The sequence below is a fragment of the Bradyrhizobium sediminis genome (assembly GCF_018736105.1).
Lineage (GTDB): Bacteria > Pseudomonadota > Alphaproteobacteria > Rhizobiales > Xanthobacteraceae > Bradyrhizobium.
This window is the reverse complement of the sequence record NZ_CP076135.1, coordinates 1-16,291: the sequence shown is the minus strand read 5'-3', so window position 1 is coordinate 16,291 and position 16,291 is coordinate 1. Positions and strand designations below refer to the sequence as shown.

The following is a 16,291-nucleotide window of genomic DNA, read 5'->3' as shown; positions in this document are numbered from 1 at the left end:
GTCACTTCCTGCCACCTCCACCGAACGCGCCGTGACGTCCTATGCCCGACGCAAAGCGCGCTGCGCCGGACAATGTCTCGCCTGACGCAATGACTTCAAGCCCGCCGCGCATTTCGTTGGCGATGGCGTCTTCCTCTTCAAGGTCCCACTGCCGCAGCGCCGACAACCGGTCGGCGCGCATACAGGTTTGCGGGAAGGCCGCGATCTGTTTTGCCAGCGCGATCGCCTGAGCGCGGGTCTCGCCCCTGGGCACCAAGCGGTTGGCGAGCCCCATGCGCAGCGCCTCCGGGCCGCCGACGGGACGTCCGGTCAGGATGAGATCGATCGCCTGCGAATGCCCGATCAGTCGCGGCAGCCGGATGGTGCCGAGATCGATCAAGGGCACGCCGAAGCGGCGGCAGAAGATGCCGAAGGTGGCGTCCTCGGCGACCACGCGCATGTCGGCCCACAGCGCCAGTTCCATGCCGCCGGCCACTGCATAGCCTTCGACTGCCGCGATCACCGGTTTCGACAGCCGCAGCCGGCTTGGTCCCATCGGCGCGATCGAATCGTGGCCGCCGATCTCGCGCTTCTTGTTGGGATCGCCAGAAGCCACCGCCTTGAGGTCGGCGCCGGCGCAGAAATGGCCGCCGGTGCCGGTGAACACCGCGACCGACGCCTCGGCATCGGCGTCGAAGGCCCGGAACGCGTCGAACAGCTTGCGCGCGGTCGCGCCGTCGACGGCGTTGCGGCAATGCGGGCGGTCGATGGAGACGATGGTCACCGGTCCATCGCGTTCGATCAGAACTGTGTCGGTCTCGGTCATGCGGCGCTCCCCTGTCGTTTTTATGCCGGGGAGCTTGGCATCAGAGGTCCGACTTAAGCAATCCTGAGATCGCTTCCGGTAATCCTGCGATAGGCTTCGAGATAGCGCTTGCTGGTGGCGTCCACCACGCTGGCCGGCAGCGGCGGCGGCGGGGCGTCGCCGTTCCAGCGGCCGGCGCGGCGCTCGGCGTCGAGATAATCGCGCAACGGCTGCTTGTCGAAGCTCGGCTGCGGCTGGCCGGGCCTGTAGGCATCGGCTGCCCAGAACCGCGAACTGTCGGGAGTCATCACCTCGTCGATCAGGATGATGTGGCCGTTCTTGTCGCGTCCGAATTCGAACTTGGTGTCGGCAATGATGATGCCCTGCTCGCGGGCGATTTTTTCGCCGAGCGTGTAGACGGCGCGGCTCATGCTCTCCAGCTCGTAGGCCACCTCGTCGCCGAGCACCTCGCGCATCCGCGCGATCGTGATGTTCTCGTCGTGGCCGGTTTCGGCCTTGGTCGCCGGGCTGAAGATCGCAGGCTCCAGTTTGGCGCTTTCCAAGAGGCCCGGCGGCAGCTTCTCGCCCGCCAGCGTGCCCTGGGCTGCGTATTCCTTCCAGGCCGAGCCGGAGAGATAGCCGCGGACCACGCATTCGATCGGAAACACCTTGGTGCGCTTGCACAGCATCGCGCGGCCGGCGAGCGAGGCGCGATGGCCCTGCAGCGCCGGCACCTCGGACATGATGGTGTCGGCATCGGCGCTGATCATGTGATGATGCACCACGCCTTCGAGCTGGTCGAACCACCAGGCGCTGATCTGCGTCAGCACCGCGCCCTTCATCGGGATGGTCTCGGCCATGACGACATCGAATGCGCTGATGCGGTCGGTGGTCAGCAGCAGCACGCGGTCGTCGCCGACGGCGTAGATATCGCGGACCTTGCCGCGCCCGATCCGGGGAAGGGGCAGGTCGCTGGCGAGCATGGTGGTCATCGGGTTACTTTCGAATGCAGAACGATCCCGCGCGGCGCGCGGGAGAAGCGAGCATAGGGGATAGCTCACTCCGGCAGCGGAATGAACTCGTGTTCGTCGGGAACGTGGGCGAAACGCCCGGTTTTCCAGTCCTGTTTGGCCTGTTCGATCCGTTCCCTGGAGGAGGAGACGAAATTCCACCAGATATGGCGCGGCCCTTCCAGCGCATCGCCGCCGAGGAACATCATCCGGGTCGGCCCGACGGTCTTGACCGCGATGCGGTCGCCGGGCCGGAAGATCAGCAGCCGTGGTCCCTGATAGCGATCGCCGGCGATTTCGATCTCACCGTCGACGAGGTAGATCGCGCGTTCCTCGTGGTCGGGATCGAGCGGCAGGGTCGTGTCCTGTCCTGCGGTTACCTCGGTATAGAACCACGGCGACACCATGCCGACCGGCGATGTTGCGCCGAACGCGGTGCCTGCGATAATGCGCGCGGTGAAGCCGCGATCGATGACCGTGGGCAGGTCCGTAGCCGCGTAATGCTGGAACGACGGCGCGATCTCCTCGGATGCTGCCGGCAAGGCGATCCAGCTCTGCAGGCCCAGCATTTTCTGGCCGCTGGCGCGCTGCACGTCCGGCGTCCGCTCGGAATGGGCGATGCCGCGGCCGGCCGTCATCAGGTTCATCGCGCCCGGCTGGATTTCCTGGATGTTGCCCTCGCTGTCGCGGTGCATGATCGAGCCGTCGAACAGATAGGTGACGGTAGCGAGCCCGATATGCGGATGCGGGCGAACGTCCATGCCCTTGCCGGACATGAACTGCACCGGTCCGAAATGATCGAAGAAGATGAAGGGCCCGACCATCTGGCGCCCGCCGTGCGGCAGCGCGCGGCGCACCTCGAATCCGTCGCCGAGGTCGCGGGTACGCGGCACGATGACAAGCTCGAGCGCGTCGCAGGACAGGGGATCGCCGAGCACGGGATCGTTGGAGGGGAGCCAGCTCATGGGAACTCCGTGATCTTTGTGGCGATCATAGCAGGAAATCTCCGGCGTCGTCCAAGTGCGGGATGGCTTCGTCGCTTGCGTTCTCCGCAATCGCAGGGGTAAGCATCTCACAAGGGCTTCGCGGCGACGAGCCAACGATGAGATGTTTGGGGGAAAACCGATGCTCTCTCCGCTGAAACCCGGCGTTACGCTCGCCCCACCCAACGGCCCCGTCATTGAAACGCCGCGGCTGATACTGCGGCAATGGCGCAGCGCCGATATCGCGCCCTACACGGCAATGCTGGCCGATCCCCCTACCGCGCGGTTCATCACCGTCGATGGCAAGCCGGTGCTGGATGAAATGACCGGCTGGCGTCACACTGTCGTGATGGCCGGGCACTGGACGTTGCACGGCGCCGGCATGTTCGCGGTCGAGGAAAAATCCTCAGGCAGATTCGCCGGACGGGTCGGGCCGTGGTTTCCGCCGGCCTGGCCGGGCTTTGAAGTCGGCTGGGGCATCGCCAGCGAATTTCGCGGCAAGGGCTATGCCGCCGAAGCGGCGCGGGCCTCGATCGACTGGGCGTTCGCGACATTCGAACTCGACCGGATCATCCACTGCATCGACCGCGAGAACGTCGCGTCGCAGGGCGTGGCCAAACGGCTCGGCGCGGCGCCGGAGCGCGAGATCGAACTGTTCGGCCATCTTGCGGATGTATGGGTCACCCGGCGCGAGACGTGGGCGGGTTGACCAGCGCTATTGCCGGCCGAGCTGCGTGGCTTTCTCGACGCGATCGAATCGTTCCAGCGACAGGATCGCATCCGCAAGCTGGTCGGCGCGGCCGTTCAGCACCGGGCGGGCGAGGGTGAGAAACTTCTGCTGCATCGCCTGCGCATCCGGGAACGAATTCGGCTCGCCGGAGGGGTCGGCATAGAGCCGTTCGTGCACGCCGTCGTCGGTGGTGATCGAGACGCGGGCGCCGAACGGGTGGCTGCGGCCGACCTCAAGGCGATCGTCCTGCACCACGTCGAACTTGTCGGCCAGCGCACCCACCGCCTTGTCGCCGAGCCGTTCGTAATCGTCCCAGCCGAAGCGGCCCTGGTCGAGCGCGACCGCGCCGGTGAAGAACATCGAGAACTGTCCGCCGACGATCGAGGTCGGATGCCGCTTGGTGGCGGCGTCGCCGGTCAGCGTGATGCCGTTGCGGTGCAGCCCGATCTCGACGCGCTTGATCTGGTCCGGCGTCAGGTTGTGCTCCCTGCGCATCGCGATCAGCGCATCAAGGGCTGCGTGGGTATAGCGGCAGCTCGGATAGGGTTTTACGCCGATCTTCATGGTCTCGTAGATCTTGCCGAGGTCGGCGACCGCCTTTTCGGGATGCGGGTTGTCGCTGTAGCCGACCAACAGGCCATGCTTGCCTTCGACCGATTCGGAGGAGCCGACGAAATCGTTGCGCGCCAGCGTGGCCGCGATCACGCCGTTCATCGCGGCGGCGCCGACCTGATAGCGCTTGTTCCAGGCGCCGTTGACCAGGAATTGCAGCGAGCCGGCCGCCTGGCTGCCGGAAACGCCGAATGCGGAGATGATTTGCTCCTTCGACAATCCAAACAGTTTTGCCGCCGCCGCAGCGGCGCCGTAGGTACCGGCCGTCGCCGTGGGGTGAAAGCCGCGCGCGTAATGCGAGGTCGGATCGAGCGCGTTGCCGAGCCGGCAGCACACCTCATAGCCGGCGACGATGGCGGTGAGCACGTCGCGACCGGAAGCGCCGACGAGTTCGCCGACCGCGAACGCGGCCGGTACCACCGGCGCGCTCGGATGCAGCGAGGAATCCGCATGGGTGTCGTCGAAGTCGAGCGAATGGCCGAGCGCGCCGTTGAGCAGCGCCGCCACTGCCGGCGTCCAGGTCTTGGCATCTCCGAACACGGTGGATTCGCCCTTGCCGTCGAGCGCCAGCGCCTCGAGCATTTTCAGCAGCGAAGGCGTCGATTCCGCGTCGCGCCGCGCCCGGATGGCGCTGCCGAGGAAATCCAGCGTCAGCACCTTGGCGCGCGCCAGCACTTCCTGCGGGATATCGGCGAATTTCAGGTTGGCGACATAAGCGGCCAGCGTCGCGGTTTCATGGGCCATGGCGTTGCCTCGTTTGTTCTTGCGCGTTCCTGTATCCGGACTTTTGGTACGGCTGCCGTGGCGTGCCGTCAACATCAGCTGCGGCGGGTCAGACCCTTGCTTTCCATGCGCCAGATCAGGAGGTCGATGCGGTCCTGTCCGAAGAACGGCTCGTTCTCGAACGCGAAAGTCGGCACGCCCCAGTGGCCGGAGGCGGCGTGGGCCTGTTCATTGCCCGATATCACCTGCTCGAAGCGGTCGGGATCGGCCGTAACAGCTGCCTCCATCGCGGCCAGGTCGAAGCCCGCGGCGCCTGCGGCCCGGGCGAGGTGATCGCCCTCGTTCCACCCGCTGACCGTGCCGTCCCACAGTACCCGGCTGATCGCATCGGTGAATTCGAGCGAGCGGCCCTCGAGTTGCGCCGCGGCGCCGAGTCGCGTCAGGCGGTGGATGTAGGGCTGGTTCTCGGCGACATCGAGCGTCGCCATGTCCTGCACGATCGGGTCGGGGCGGGGAAAGCGGAACGGGATGTTCTCGTGCCTGGCGACGCGGCTGGAATCCAGCACCACGTAACGGGCGAATTGCGGATTGGCGCGCTTGAAGAAGCCGGGAACGCGCACCGCCAGCGGATAGACCGGGCGCAGGTTCACCGTGACGTCGTAATCGGCGACCATCTTCCGCGTCTTCGGCAGCGCGAGGTAGCTGTAGGGACTGCGAAACGAAAAGAACAGATCGACTGATAATGTCACGGCAAACCCGGTCAGCGTGGGCGTTTTCGAGCGAAGTGGATACCGGTTCGCGTGAAGAAAACGCATCAAGACAAAAGACTTCGGGCGGGAACAAAGCACGCGCCGCGCAATGCGTCCACGCCGGTCCGCCGATGTGCCGGGCTCAGACTGCAACCTGCCGCAGCATGGCGCGGACGACGAGCCGGTGAAACGGCAGGACGGTCGCGAGATAGACCCGGCCGAGCAGGTTGTGCGTCAGCACCAGAGTGGTCGCGGTGACATTCCGGCTGGCGCCGGAGCCTGCGACATCGACCACGACGCGGAAATCCAGGTGCTTGTCGTCGAAGCCCGCAACCAGGCGATCCGGCGTCTGGCTCACGACCGGAAACAGCCCGATGATGTCGGCGGTGCGGCTCTGGTTCGGCGCCGAGGTTTTCAGGCCGAACGGCGCCACGATGAGATTGCGCAGGCTCAGCAGGGCGTCGATCCAGCGCGGCCCGCGCCCCAGCATTCTTTCCGCCGCTTGCCGCGCGTCGAGCGCGGCATCCTCAACCGCAATGCGGTAGGCATCGACGAACTGCGCGCCCGGCAGCAACGCGCCGGGATCAACGTCGGGATCGACCTCGCGGACTTTCATGTCCAGCCTCTGCGGTTCGCTTCAATTCACGGCAACCATTCTTGCGCGTTCCAGATGCCCCGCAAGCCGCCGGAAACGCAAGACCAGAAGCAGGGCATAGAGCGCGGTGCCGCAGGACAGCCCGATCCAGACGCCGACCGCGCCGAGCCCGGTCCAGAAGGCGAGCCCGTAGGCGGCGCTGAATCCGATCAGCCAGTAGCTGATCGCGGCAAACAACAGCGGGATCCGCGTGTCGTTCATGCCGCGCAGCGCGCCCGCCGCGACGGTCTGGATGCCGTCGGCGACGAAGAATGTCGCGCCGACCATCAGCAGAACAGCGGTGAGCTCGATCACGACACCCCCGCTTTCCGTCCCCTCGCCGAGAAAGAATCGCGCGATCGCGAACCGGGCGAGGATCACGGCCAGCGTCAGGCTGGATACCAGGACGATGCCGAGCGTGGTCGCGACCAGGCCCGCCCGCTTGACCGCCGGCGCGTCGCCGCGGCCGACGGCATGCCCGACCCGCACGGTCGCCGCTATTCCGATGCCGAACGGCACCATGAACAGGATGGCGGTGACCTGCAGCGCGATCTGATGCGCCGCCAGCGCGGTGGTGCTGATCAGGCCCATCAGCAGCGCCGCGGCGGCGAACAGGCCATACTCCAGCAGGAACGCGATCGAGATCGGCGCGCCGATCACGACCAGCTGCCGCATCAGCAGCCAGTCGACGCGCCAGATCCGGCCCAGCACGTGATATTTCCTGAACGGCCGGCGGCCATGCGCGAACCAGAGGCCGGCCAGAAACATGCCGAAACTGATCATCGTGGTGGCAAGCCCGGCGCCGAACAATCCCAGCCGCGGCAGTCCCCATTCGCCATGGATCAGGAGATAGACCAGCACGGCATTGGCGGGGATCGCCGCCAGCGTGATCCACAGTCCCGGCTCCGGACGGTTGACCGCGCCCATGAAGCCGCGGATCGCCAGGAACCACAGCGCCGGCGCAATGCCCCAGGCGAGGCCCAGCAGATATTCCTGCGCGCGCCGCGCGGTCGCCGGCGCCTGACCCAGGGTCAACAGGATCTGCTCGCCGTAGAGCGGCAGGGCCATCAACGGCAGGGAAATCAGCAGCGCCGCCCAAAGCCCGACGCGAAGCGATCGCCGCACCATCCGCGGATTGCGGGCGCCGAACGCCTGCGCGGCCAACGGTGCCACCGCGGACACCAGCCCCATGCCGAAGGTGAAGGTGATGAAGAACACCGAACTTGCCAGCGCCGCGGCGGCCACCGCCTCGTCGCCGAGGCGTCCGATCAGGGCCAGATCGGTCGTCATCATCGCGATCTGCCCGAGCTGCGTCAGCGCGATCGGAACCGCCAGCTTCAGCGTCTCGGTCAGTTCGACGGCGAGGTGATGGCCGGAAGCTGCCGTGGCGACCGGCGCTCGCCGGATTTCATCGAGGGATGTCATAGCGCGACATTAGCATTCCCGCTGGACGAAAGCGTGGCGGCGCGGTCCCAATGTTTTGATCAGGTGTCGCGCGCCCGCTCCGGCACCCGCGTGATTTTGGCGCCGAGCGCGTTGAGGCGTTCGTCGATGCGTTCATAGCCGCGCTCGATCTGGTCGGCGTTGTTGATGGTGCTGACGCCCTCGGCGCATACCGCGGCCAGCAGCATCGCCATGCCGGCGCGGATGTCCGGCGAGGTCATCAGCGCGCCGCGCAGCCGGCTCGGCCCCGCCACGATCGCCCGGTGCGGGTCGCACAGCACGATGCGCCCGCCCATCGCAATCAGCTTGTCGACGAAAAACATCCGCGATTCGAACATCTTCTCGAACATCAGGATCACGCCGTCGCACTGGGTGGCGGTGACGATGGCGATCGACATCAGGTCCGCCGGGAAAGCCGGCCACGGCTGATCCTCGAGCTTCGGAACGTGACCGCCGAAATCATCGTGGATCTTCATGGTCTGTCCGGACGGCACCACGAGATCGTCGCCCTCGACGCCGCAGACGATGCCGAGCCGCTCGAAGCCCATCCGGATCGAACGCAGGTGCTCGACGCCGGCCCGCGCGATGCGCAGCGGCGAGCGGGTCACAGCGGCCAGGCCGATCAGCGAGCCGACCTCGATGTGATCTGGCTGGATCGAATAGGTGGCGCCGCCGAGCGTCGCCGGTCCGTGGACGATGATGGTGTTGGTGCCGATGCCTTCGATCTGCGCGCCGAGCGCGACCAGGAAATGCGCGAGGTCCTGCACATGCGGCTCGGAAGCGGCGTTGCGCAGGTAGGTGGTGCCATGAGCGCCGACAGCGGCGATCAGCGCGTTCTCGGTGGCCGTTACGCTGGGCTCGTCGAGAAAGACATCCGCGCCCTTCAGGCGGGTGGCGCGGAATTCCAGCCGGTGGGTCGCGGTAACCGTGGCGCCGAGCTGCTCGAAGGCCAGAAGATGGGTATCGAGGCGCCGCCGGCCGATGACGTCTCCGCCGGGCGGCGGCAGCATGACCTCGCCGCAGCGGGCCAGCAGCGGCCCCGCCAGCAGGATCGAGGCACGGATTCGCGCGCATAGTTCCGGGTCGAGGTCTGCAGCGCGGATGCTCCTGGCATGGATCGCCAGCGTATTGCGCTCCCGCCATTCGGCGGACGCGCCGACCGAGCGGATCAGCTCCACCAGCGTCTCGGTGTCGCGAATGCGGGGGACGTTCTCGAGCGTGACCGGGTGCTCGGTCAGCAATGCCGCGGCGATGATCGGCAGCGCGGCATTCTTGTTGCCGGCGGGCGCAATGGTGCCCGCCAGCCGGTGGCCGCCTTCAACGATGTATTGAAGGGGTGGCACCTGATTTCTGCTCACACGTCGACATTGGCGCTGAGTGAATTGTCCTGGATGAATTCGCGGCGCGGCTCGACGACGTCGCCCATCAGCTTGGTGAAGATGTCGTCGGCCTCGTCGACCTCCTTGATCTTGACCTGCAGCAGCGAGCGTTCGTTGGTGTCGAGCGTGGTTTCCCAGAGCTGGCTCGGGTTCATCTCGCCGAGGCCTTTGTAGCGCTGCAGCGCCACGCCCTTGCGGCCGGCGTCGGTCACCGCCTCGAACAGGCTGACCGGCCCGTGGATCGCGGTCTCGGTGTCCTTGCGGCGCAGCAGGCCCGGCTTCGGATAGGCTTCCTGCAGCTTGGCGGCGTAATCGTCGAGCTTGCGTGCGTCAGCCGAGCCGAGCAGCGCGTCGTCGATCATGGCGACGTCCTTGACGCCGCGCACGGTGCGCTCGAACTGGAAACCCTGGCCTTCGACGAAGCGCCCGGCCCAGCCGCGCTCGACCTCGTCGGCCAGCGCATCGAGCCGCCGCGCGATATAGTCCGCAGCGGCGTTGGCGGTGGCGATGTCGCCGGTGACCTTCGGGCTCAGCACCCCGGCGATCGCCGCCTGCTCGATCACCTTGCGGTTATAGCGGCTGTGCAGATTGTGCAGCGTGGCGCGGATGACGCGGGCATCCTCCACCAGCGCCAGCAGGTCGCGGCCCTTGCGGTCTTCGCCCGACGCCAGCTTGAAGACGCAGTCGTCAAGGCCGGTTTCGATCAGGTAATCTTCCAGCGCGCGCTCGTCCTTGAGGTACTGCTCGGACTTGCCGCGCGTCACCTTGTAGAGCGGCGGCTGCGCGATATAGAGGTAGCCGCCCTCGATCAGCGCCGGCATCTGGCGGAAGAAGAAGGTCAGCAGCAGGGTCCGGATGTGCGCGCCGTCGACGTCGGCGTCGGTCATCAGGATGATCTTGTGATAGCGCAGCTTGGAGAGATCGAAATCGTCGCGGCCGATGCCGGTGCCGAGCGCGGTGATCAGCGTGCCGATCTGCTCGGAACCCAGCATCTTGTCGAAGCGCGCGCGCTCGACGTTCAGGATCTTGCCGCGCAGCGGCAGCACCGCCTGGAATTCGCGGTTGCGGCCCATCTTGGCGCTGCCGCCGGCCGAGTCGCCCTCGACGATGAACAGTTCCGATTTGGCGGGGTCCTTTTCCTGGCAGTCGGCGAGCTTGCCGGGCAGCGAGGCGACATCGAGCGCGCCCTTGCGCCGGGTCAGCTCGCGGGCCTTGCGCGCGGCCTCGCGGGCGGCGGCGGCTTCCACCACCTTGCCGACGATGGTCTTGGCTTCCGCGGGATGTTCCTCGAACCAGGCGGCCAGCGCCTCGTTGAGCACGTTTTCGACAACGGGGCGCACTTCCGAGGACACCAGCTTGTCCTTGGTCTGCGAGGAGAATTTCGGATCGGGCACCTTCACCGAGAGCACCGCGGTCAGGCCCTCGCGGCAGTCGTCGCCGGTCAGCGCGATCTTTTCGCGCTTGGCGATGGCGTCGGCATAGCCGTTGACCTGGCGCGTCAGCGCGCCGCGGAAACCGGCCAGATGGGTGCCGCCGTCGCGCTGCGGGATGTTGTTGGTGAAGCACAGCACGTTCTCATGATAGCTGTCGTTCCACCACAGCGCCGCCTCGACGCCGATGCCGTTCATGTCGGCATTGATCATGATCGGTGCCGGCACCATCGGCTTCTTGTTGCGGTCGAGATATTTCACGAACTCGATGACGCCGCCGTCGTAGCGCATCTCCTCGCGCTTCTCGACCGCGTGGCGCATGTCGGACAGCACGATGTTGACGCCGGAATTCAGGAACGCCAGTTCGCGCAGCCGGTGCTCCAGCGTCGCGAAGTCGTATTCGACGTTGGTGAAGGTCTCCTTGGAGGCGAGGAAGGTCACCTCGGTGCCGCGCTTGCCGTGGGCGTCGCCGACCACCTTCAGCGGCGCCACCGCATCGCCGTGGGCGAACTCGATGAAGTGCTCCTTGCCGTCGCGCCAGACCCGCAGCTGCAGCTTCTCCGACAGCGCGTTGACGACGGAGACGCCGACGCCGTGCAGACCGCCGGAAACCTTGTAGGAATTCTGGTCGAATTTTCCGCCGGCATGCAGCTGGGTCATGATGACCTCGGCCGCGGAAATGCCTTCGCCCTTGTGGATGTCGACGGGAATGCCGCGGCCGTCGTCGCGCACGGTGACGGAACCGTCGGCGTTGAGTACGACTTCCACCGCGGTGGCGTGGCCGGCGAGCGCTTCGTCGATGGCGTTGTCGACGACTTCGTAGACCATGTGGTGCAGGCCGGAACCGTCGTCGGTGTCGCCGATATACATGCCCGGCCGCTTGCGCACGGCGTCGAGGCCCTTCAATACCCGGATCGATTCCGCACCGTATTCGATGGGAACGGAATGCTCAGTGTCGGCGATCGATTGCCGGGCAGGTTCTGTCATGTGAGGCCTTCGAGGATGTCCCGAATCAGCGGCGCAAAATAGGCGCTGATCGGCCTATTTGTGCCATGAAAGGCGCACTGCGCCTAGCGCAAAGTCTCTATCAGCAAGCTGTTGAATAAATGGGATTTTTTGAGGGTTTTTCAAGGCGTCCGAACGTTGATTCCGGGCGTCGGCAAAAGCGCGATTCGAAAGGCGATTCCCGGTCCCGAATCCCGGGATTTTTCTGGCCGTCGAGCCGGCGGGATGGCCGCCTGCATCGTCAGGCCCGGCGCGCGATCCGGCCGGAATCGACGTCGAAAATCTCGCCGGACGGACCGATGTCGGCGAAGGCCGCGGGGTCGGCGCCGGTCATCCAGACCTGCGCGCCGAGTTTCGCCAGTTCGTCGAACAGCGACTTGCGGCGGCCGGGATCGAGATGCGCCACGACCTCGTCGAGCAGCAACAGCGGCGTGATGCCGGTCATCTCGGCGACCAGACTGGCATGCGCCAGCACCAGCCCGATCAGCAGCGCCTTCTGCTCGCCGGTCGAGGCGTCGCGCGCCGGCATGCTCTTCGGCGCGTAGATCACCTGCAGATCGGTGAGGTGCGGTCCGTCGAGGGTGCGGCCGGCGGCGGCGTCACGGGCGCGGCTGGCGCGCAGGATCTCGCGGTAGCGGTCTTCCACCGAGGTCGCGGGCTCGCTGACCAGCGCGTTTTCCATCCAGCCGTCGAGCATGATCTGCGCGGACGGGAACGCGGAGGCCTCGCCGCGGGCGCGCAGCATCGCCGCCAGCCGCGTCACGGTCTGGCCGCGCATCGCCGCCACCGCGACGGCGAGTTCCGCGGTTTCGCGCTCGATCGCGTCGCACCAGTGGTCGTCGTAATTGCGCACTTCCAAGAGCCGGTTGCGCGAGCGCAAGGAACGGTCGAGCGCCGATACCCGGCTCGAATGCTCGGAGTCGATCGCCAGCACGAGGCGGTCGAAGAACCGCCGCCGTTCCGAAGCTGCCCCGAGAAACAGTCCGTCCATCGAGGGCGTCAGCCACACCATGCGCAGATGGTCGCCGAAGGCGGTGGCCGAGCCGACCGGCTCGCGGTCGATCCGGCAGCGCCGGCTGGTGGCCGCACCCTCGCTGCCGGGCGGGTCGATGCCGGTGCCGAGCGTCGCCAGCCCGAGCGCGCCCTCGACCTCGGCAGACACCGCCCAGGAGCCGTCGCCCTGGATATCGGCGACATCGTCGAGCGTGGCGCGGCGCAGGCCGCGGCCGGGTGACAGAAACGAGATCGCCTCGATGCAGTTGGTCTTGCCGGCGCCGTTGGGACCGACCAGCACCACCATGTCGCCGCGCGTCTCAAGGCTCGCCGCGCGATAGTTGCGGAAATGCGTCAGGCTGAGGCGGCGGATGCGGGAGGCGGTCATGGATGAAAAATGTCGGTCTCTCTTCCCTCTCCCCTTGTGGGAGAGGGTGGCGCCTCACGAAGTGAGGCGACGGGTGAGGGGTTCTTACAGCTCGGCGAGCTTCGCGAGAATATCCTCCAATACTGATGACGGTCGCTGCAGCACGTCGTTATTCCAGTAGCGCGCGATTCTGAAACCTTCGGTCATCAGGACGGCTTCTCTCGTCGTGTCACGCTCGGAGTCGGCGTGCTGCCCGCCGTCAATCTCGATGACGATTCTCTTTTCGAAGCACACGAAGTCGAGAATAAAGCTCTGAAAGGGGGCTTGCCGGCGAAATTTGACGAACTGAAACCGGCGATCCCGGAGCAATCGCCACATAGCCGCTTCCGCGTCGGTGGGTTCGCGGCGCATCTTCCTTGCGAAATTGCGGATACGCTTGGCGGTCGGTCGGTGGTGTGGTGTCTGCGGCACGAACCCCTCACCCGTCGCCTCACTCCGTGAGGCGCCACCCTCTCCCACAAGGGGAGAGGGAAGATTCAGATGCGGTTTGTCAGAAATTTCCTACACCCGCATCGGCATCAGCACGTAGAGCGCGCCCTTGGAATCCTTGTCCTGCACCAGCGTCGGCGAACCGGGATCGGCCAGTTTCAGCACCGCGACCTCGCCCTCGATCTGGGCGGCGATATCCAGCAGATAGCGCGAATTGAAACCGATATCGAGCGCGTCGGAGGCGTATTCGACCTCGAGCTCTTCGGTCGCACTTCCGGAATCCGGATTGGTCACCGACAGCACCAGCTTGCCCGCGGACAGCGCCAGTTTCACCGCGCGGCCGCGCTCGCTCGAAATCGTCGAGACGCGATCAACCGCGGCTTCGAAATCCTTCTTGTCGACGATCAGCTCCTTGTCGTTGTTCTGCGGAATGACGCGGCCGTAGTCCGGAAAGGTGCCGTCGATCAGTTTCGAGGTCAGCACCACATTGCCGATGGTGAAGCGGATCTTGCCCGGCGACAGTTCGATCCCGACCTCGGCCTCGTTGTCCTCGATCAGCCGCTGCACTTCGCCCACGGTCTTGCGCGGTATGATCACCCCGGGCATGCCGTCCGCCCCCTTGGGCAGCGGCAGATCGATCTGCGCCAGCCGATGCCCGTCGGTCGCGACCGCGCGCAAGGTCGCGGCCTTGGCGCTGCCGGCGGTGTGCAGATAGATGCCATTGAGATAGTAGCGGGTCTCCTCGGTCGAGATCGCAAACTGCGTGCGGTCGATCAGCCGCTTCACGTCGGCGGCGGCCAGCGTGAACGAATGCGTCATCTCGCCGGCGGCGAGATCCGGAAAATCGTTTTCGGGCAGGGTCTGCAGCGTGAAGCGCGAGCGGCCGGCGCGGATCGCCAGCATCGAGCGGTCGCCGTCGCCTTCCAGCACGATCTGGGCGCCGTCGGGCAGTTTGCGCACGATGTCGTAGAACATGTGCGCCGGCACCGTGGTGGAGCCGCCGGTCGCGGTTTCTGCCGGAAGCGTCTCGGTGACTTCGAGGTCGAGGTCGGTGGCCTTCAGCGACAGCCGCCCGCTTTCGGCGCGGACCAGCACGTTGCCCAGGATCGGAATGGTGTTGCGGCGCTCGACCACGCGATGGACGTGGCCCAGCGATTTCAGGAGTTGCGCGCGCTCGACGGTAACCTTCATTGCAATACCCGCCTGATCCCTAAGATGGAAAAGCCGGGCGGCCCAAAAGGCGCGCCGCGGCATTTGAAACCCGAAAAGCCTGATCGGAGCTGGATTTGACCAAACCCGCGGGGGGACCGCAAGGTGGCGCGGATGGCCCTTGAGCGCAAGAGAAAGGCGGGGCCGTTCCCCACGTTTTGCCGGGAAATCCGCGCGCCGGGGCCGATAAGCCACCGGCGCTTGTTGTGGTGCAGAAGCCGTCGACGACCGTTGCTGCAAAGACCCGGCCGCGGCGCAGGGTCCCGGCGTGCCGGGACGACGGTAGGAAGCGCCTCCGTCACGGAACGGAGAAAATTCTACTCCTGCAATTGACGCTTCAGCGATTCCACCTCTTCGGAGAGCGACACGTCCTTGGCGACCAGGGCCTCGATCTTGCGAACGGCATGCAGCACCGTGGTGTGGTCGCGTCCGCCGAAGCGGCGGCCGATTTCGGGCAGCGAGCGCAGCGTCAGGGTTTTCGCCAGATACATCGCGACCTGGCGCGGGCGGACCACATTCGCGGTACGCCGCGAAGACAACAGGTCGGAGCGGCTGACATTGTATTGCCGGGCCACTACCCGCTGGATGTCCTCGATCTTGATGCGCTTGGGCTCCTGCGGCCGGATCAGGTCGCGCACCTCGCGCTCGGCCATTTCCAGGGTCACCGGCTGGGCGTTGAGCTTGCTGTGTGCCAGCAGGCGGTTGATGGCGCCCTCGAGGTCGCGGCCGTTATGGGTAATGGTGCGCGCGAGATAGTCCAGCACCGGCGCCGGCACGTCGAAGCTCGCATGATGCGCGCGGGCGGCGGCGACGCGCGATTTGAGGATTCCGAGCCGCAGTTCCTCGCCGAGCGAGCCCATCTCGACGACGAGACCGCCGGCCAGGCGCGAGCGCACGCGGTCGTCGAGGCTCTCGAGATCCGACGGCGGACGGTCCGCCGCGATCACGACCTGGCGGCCGGCATCGATCAGCGCGTTCAGGGTGTGACAGAATTCGGCCTGGGTCGATTTGCCCTGCAGGAACTGCAGATCGTCGATCACCAGCACGTCGATGCCGCGCAGGGCTTCCTTGAATGCCAGCGCAGTCTGCGTTTTCAGCGCCGCGACGAAGCCGTACATGAACTTCTCAGCGGTGAGATAGAGCACCTTGCGCTCGCTGCCGGAATTGCCGGCCCATGTCACCGCCTGCAGCAGATGGGTCTTGCCGAGCCCGACGCCGGCATGGATGTAGAGCGGGTTGAACATCACGCTGTCGCCGCGCCGTCCCTCCGCAACCTGACGCGCCGCCGCATGCGCCAGCGTGTTGGAGCGGCCGACGACAAAGCTTCCGAAGGTCAGGCGTGGATCGAGCGGCGAGCCGCCGAGGGCGTCATGGCTGGCTGATACCGGCGCGGTCGCGGTGGCGCGCAATTCGGGCGCGGGACGGCCGTCGGACCGCTCGGAACGGCGCGCGTCGAGCGGGGCGGAAGCGGCCTCCTTGACGGGCGCCACGCAGCGCATCGCGGTGCGCACGGTGAGATCGATCCGGTGCACCTCCGGCATCTCGGCCTGCCAGCAGGTGAGAACGCGTTCGGCGTAATGGGCCTGGATCCAGCTCTTGAGAAACCGCGTCGGCACCGAAAGCCGGACGCTTTCATCCTGCACGCCTTCCAGGTCCATGCGCGCAAACCAGCTTGTGTAGACGTCTTCTCCCACGCTCGAGCGCAGCCGACCCTTCACGCGTGACCAGCGATCTTGTTCCGTATTTGTCAT

At 66.2% G+C, this 16,291-nt stretch carries 14 protein-coding genes; 1 reads left to right on the top strand and 13 read right to left on the bottom strand.

What is annotated here, in order from left to right; all coding sequences use genetic code 11:
* Position 1: 1 nt before the first annotated feature.
* From KMZ68_RS00070 to KMZ68_RS00060, 3 genes are all read right to left on the bottom strand, one after another.
* On the bottom strand, positions 2-805 hold the full coding sequence (locus tag KMZ68_RS00070) for a crotonase/enoyl-CoA hydratase family protein (protein ID WP_215613930.1): 804 nt from the start codon (positions 803-805) through the stop codon (positions 2-4).
* 53 nt (positions 806-858) lie between these two features.
* Positions 859-1,776: a phosphoribosylaminoimidazolesuccinocarboxamide synthase gene (locus tag KMZ68_RS00065; protein ID WP_215613929.1), complete on the bottom strand. Its 918-nt coding sequence runs from the start codon at positions 1,774-1,776 to the stop codon at positions 859-861.
* Positions 1,777-1,841: 65 nt separating this feature from the next.
* Positions 1,842-2,759, bottom strand: a complete 918-nt coding sequence (locus KMZ68_RS00060) for a pirin family protein (protein ID WP_215613928.1) — start codon at positions 2,757-2,759, stop codon at positions 1,842-1,844.
* 160 nt (positions 2,760-2,919) lie between these two features.
* Between KMZ68_RS00060 and KMZ68_RS00055 the strand changes: the two genes are divergently transcribed.
* The gene (locus tag KMZ68_RS00055) at positions 2,920-3,486 is read left to right on the top strand and encodes a GNAT family N-acetyltransferase (RefSeq protein ID WP_215613927.1); all 567 of its coding nucleotides are present in this window, start codon (positions 2,920-2,922) and stop codon (positions 3,484-3,486) included.
* Positions 3,487-3,492: 6 nt separating this feature from the next.
* Here the strand turns inward: KMZ68_RS00055 and KMZ68_RS00050 are convergent, their stop codons facing one another.
* The 10 genes from KMZ68_RS00050 to dnaA form a co-directional block, all read right to left on the bottom strand.
* A complete protein-coding gene (locus KMZ68_RS00050; RefSeq protein ID WP_215613926.1) occupies positions 3,493-4,863 on the bottom strand; it encodes an MmgE/PrpD family protein in 1,371 nt (456 codons plus the stop codon).
* Positions 4,864-4,937: 74 nt separating this feature from the next.
* Positions 4,938-5,591 (bottom strand): 2-hydroxychromene-2-carboxylate isomerase, encoded by a 654-nt coding sequence (locus tag KMZ68_RS00045; protein WP_215613925.1) that lies wholly within the window; start codon positions 5,589-5,591, stop codon positions 4,938-4,940.
* 142 nt (positions 5,592-5,733) lie between these two features.
* Entirely contained in the window at positions 5,734-6,207 is a 474-nt protein-coding gene (locus KMZ68_RS00040; protein WP_215613924.1) for a DUF2867 domain-containing protein, read from the bottom strand.
* A gap of 21 nt (positions 6,208-6,228) precedes the next feature.
* On the bottom strand, positions 6,229-7,650 hold the full coding sequence (locus KMZ68_RS00035) for an MATE family efflux transporter (protein WP_215613923.1): 1,422 nt from the start codon (positions 7,648-7,650) through the stop codon (positions 6,229-6,231).
* A gap of 59 nt (positions 7,651-7,709) precedes the next feature.
* Positions 7,710-9,011 carry a UDP-N-acetylglucosamine 1-carboxyvinyltransferase gene (gene murA / locus KMZ68_RS00030; protein ID WP_215613922.1) on the bottom strand — a complete coding sequence of 434 codons (1,302 nt, stop codon included), beginning with the start codon at positions 9,009-9,011 and terminating at the stop codon, positions 7,710-7,712.
* A gap of 11 nt (positions 9,012-9,022) precedes the next feature.
* Entirely contained in the window at positions 9,023-11,464 is a 2,442-nt protein-coding gene (gyrB, locus tag KMZ68_RS00025) for a DNA topoisomerase (ATP-hydrolyzing) subunit B (RefSeq protein ID WP_215613921.1), read from the bottom strand.
* Positions 11,465-11,723: 259 nt separating this feature from the next.
* On the bottom strand, positions 11,724-12,863 hold the full coding sequence (gene recF / locus KMZ68_RS00020; RefSeq protein WP_215613920.1) for a DNA replication/repair protein RecF: 1,140 nt from the start codon (positions 12,861-12,863) through the stop codon (positions 11,724-11,726).
* Between the two features lie 84 nt (positions 12,864-12,947).
* Entirely contained in the window at positions 12,948-13,313 is a 366-nt protein-coding gene (locus KMZ68_RS00015; RefSeq protein WP_215613919.1) for an endonuclease domain-containing protein, read from the bottom strand.
* A 90-nt stretch (positions 13,314-13,403) separates the two neighbouring features.
* Positions 13,404-14,522: a DNA polymerase III subunit beta gene (gene dnaN / locus KMZ68_RS00010; protein ID WP_215613918.1), complete on the bottom strand. Its 1,119-nt coding sequence runs from the start codon at positions 14,520-14,522 to the stop codon at positions 13,404-13,406.
* 335 nt (positions 14,523-14,857) lie between these two features.
* The gene (dnaA, locus tag KMZ68_RS00005; protein ID WP_215613917.1) at positions 14,858-16,291 is read right to left on the bottom strand and encodes a chromosomal replication initiator protein DnaA; all 1,434 of its coding nucleotides are present in this window, start codon (positions 16,289-16,291) and stop codon (positions 14,858-14,860) included.

What these genes read in the sequence shown, in the direction of transcription:
- KMZ68_RS00060 (WP_215613928.1), bottom strand. Translation starts at nt 2,759, where the DNA reads ATGAGCTGGCTCCCCTCCAACGATCCCGTGCTCGGCGATCCCCTGTCC.
- KMZ68_RS00070 (WP_215613930.1), bottom strand. Translation starts at nt 805, where the DNA reads ATGACCGAGACCGACACAGTTCTGATCGAACGCGATGGACCGGTGACC.
- gyrB (WP_215613921.1), bottom strand. Translation starts at nt 11,464, where the DNA reads ATGACAGAACCTGCCCGGCAATCGATCGCCGACACTGAGCATTCCGTT.
- KMZ68_RS00050 (WP_215613926.1), bottom strand. Translation starts at nt 4,863, where the DNA reads ATGGCCCATGAAACCGCGACGCTGGCCGCTTATGTCGCCAACCTGAAA.
- KMZ68_RS00040 (WP_215613924.1), bottom strand. Translation starts at nt 6,207, where the DNA reads ATGAAAGTCCGCGAGGTCGATCCCGACGTTGATCCCGGCGCGTTGCTG.
- KMZ68_RS00035 (WP_215613923.1), bottom strand. Translation starts at nt 7,650, where the DNA reads ATGACATCCCTCGATGAAATCCGGCGAGCGCCGGTCGCCACGGCAGCT.
- dnaN (WP_215613918.1), bottom strand. Translation starts at nt 14,522, where the DNA reads ATGAAGGTTACCGTCGAGCGCGCGCAACTCCTGAAATCGCTGGGCCAC.
- KMZ68_RS00055 (WP_215613927.1), top strand. Translation starts at nt 2,920, where the DNA reads ATGCTCTCTCCGCTGAAACCCGGCGTTACGCTCGCCCCACCCAACGGC.
- dnaA (WP_215613917.1), bottom strand. Translation starts at nt 16,291, where the DNA reads ATGACAAATACGGAACAAGATCGCTGGTCACGCGTGAAGGGTCGGCTG.
- KMZ68_RS00065 (WP_215613929.1), bottom strand. Translation starts at nt 1,776, where the DNA reads ATGACCACCATGCTCGCCAGCGACCTGCCCCTTCCCCGGATCGGGCGC.
- recF (WP_215613920.1), bottom strand. Translation starts at nt 12,863, where the DNA reads ATGACCGCCTCCCGCATCCGCCGCCTCAGCCTGACGCATTTCCGCAAC.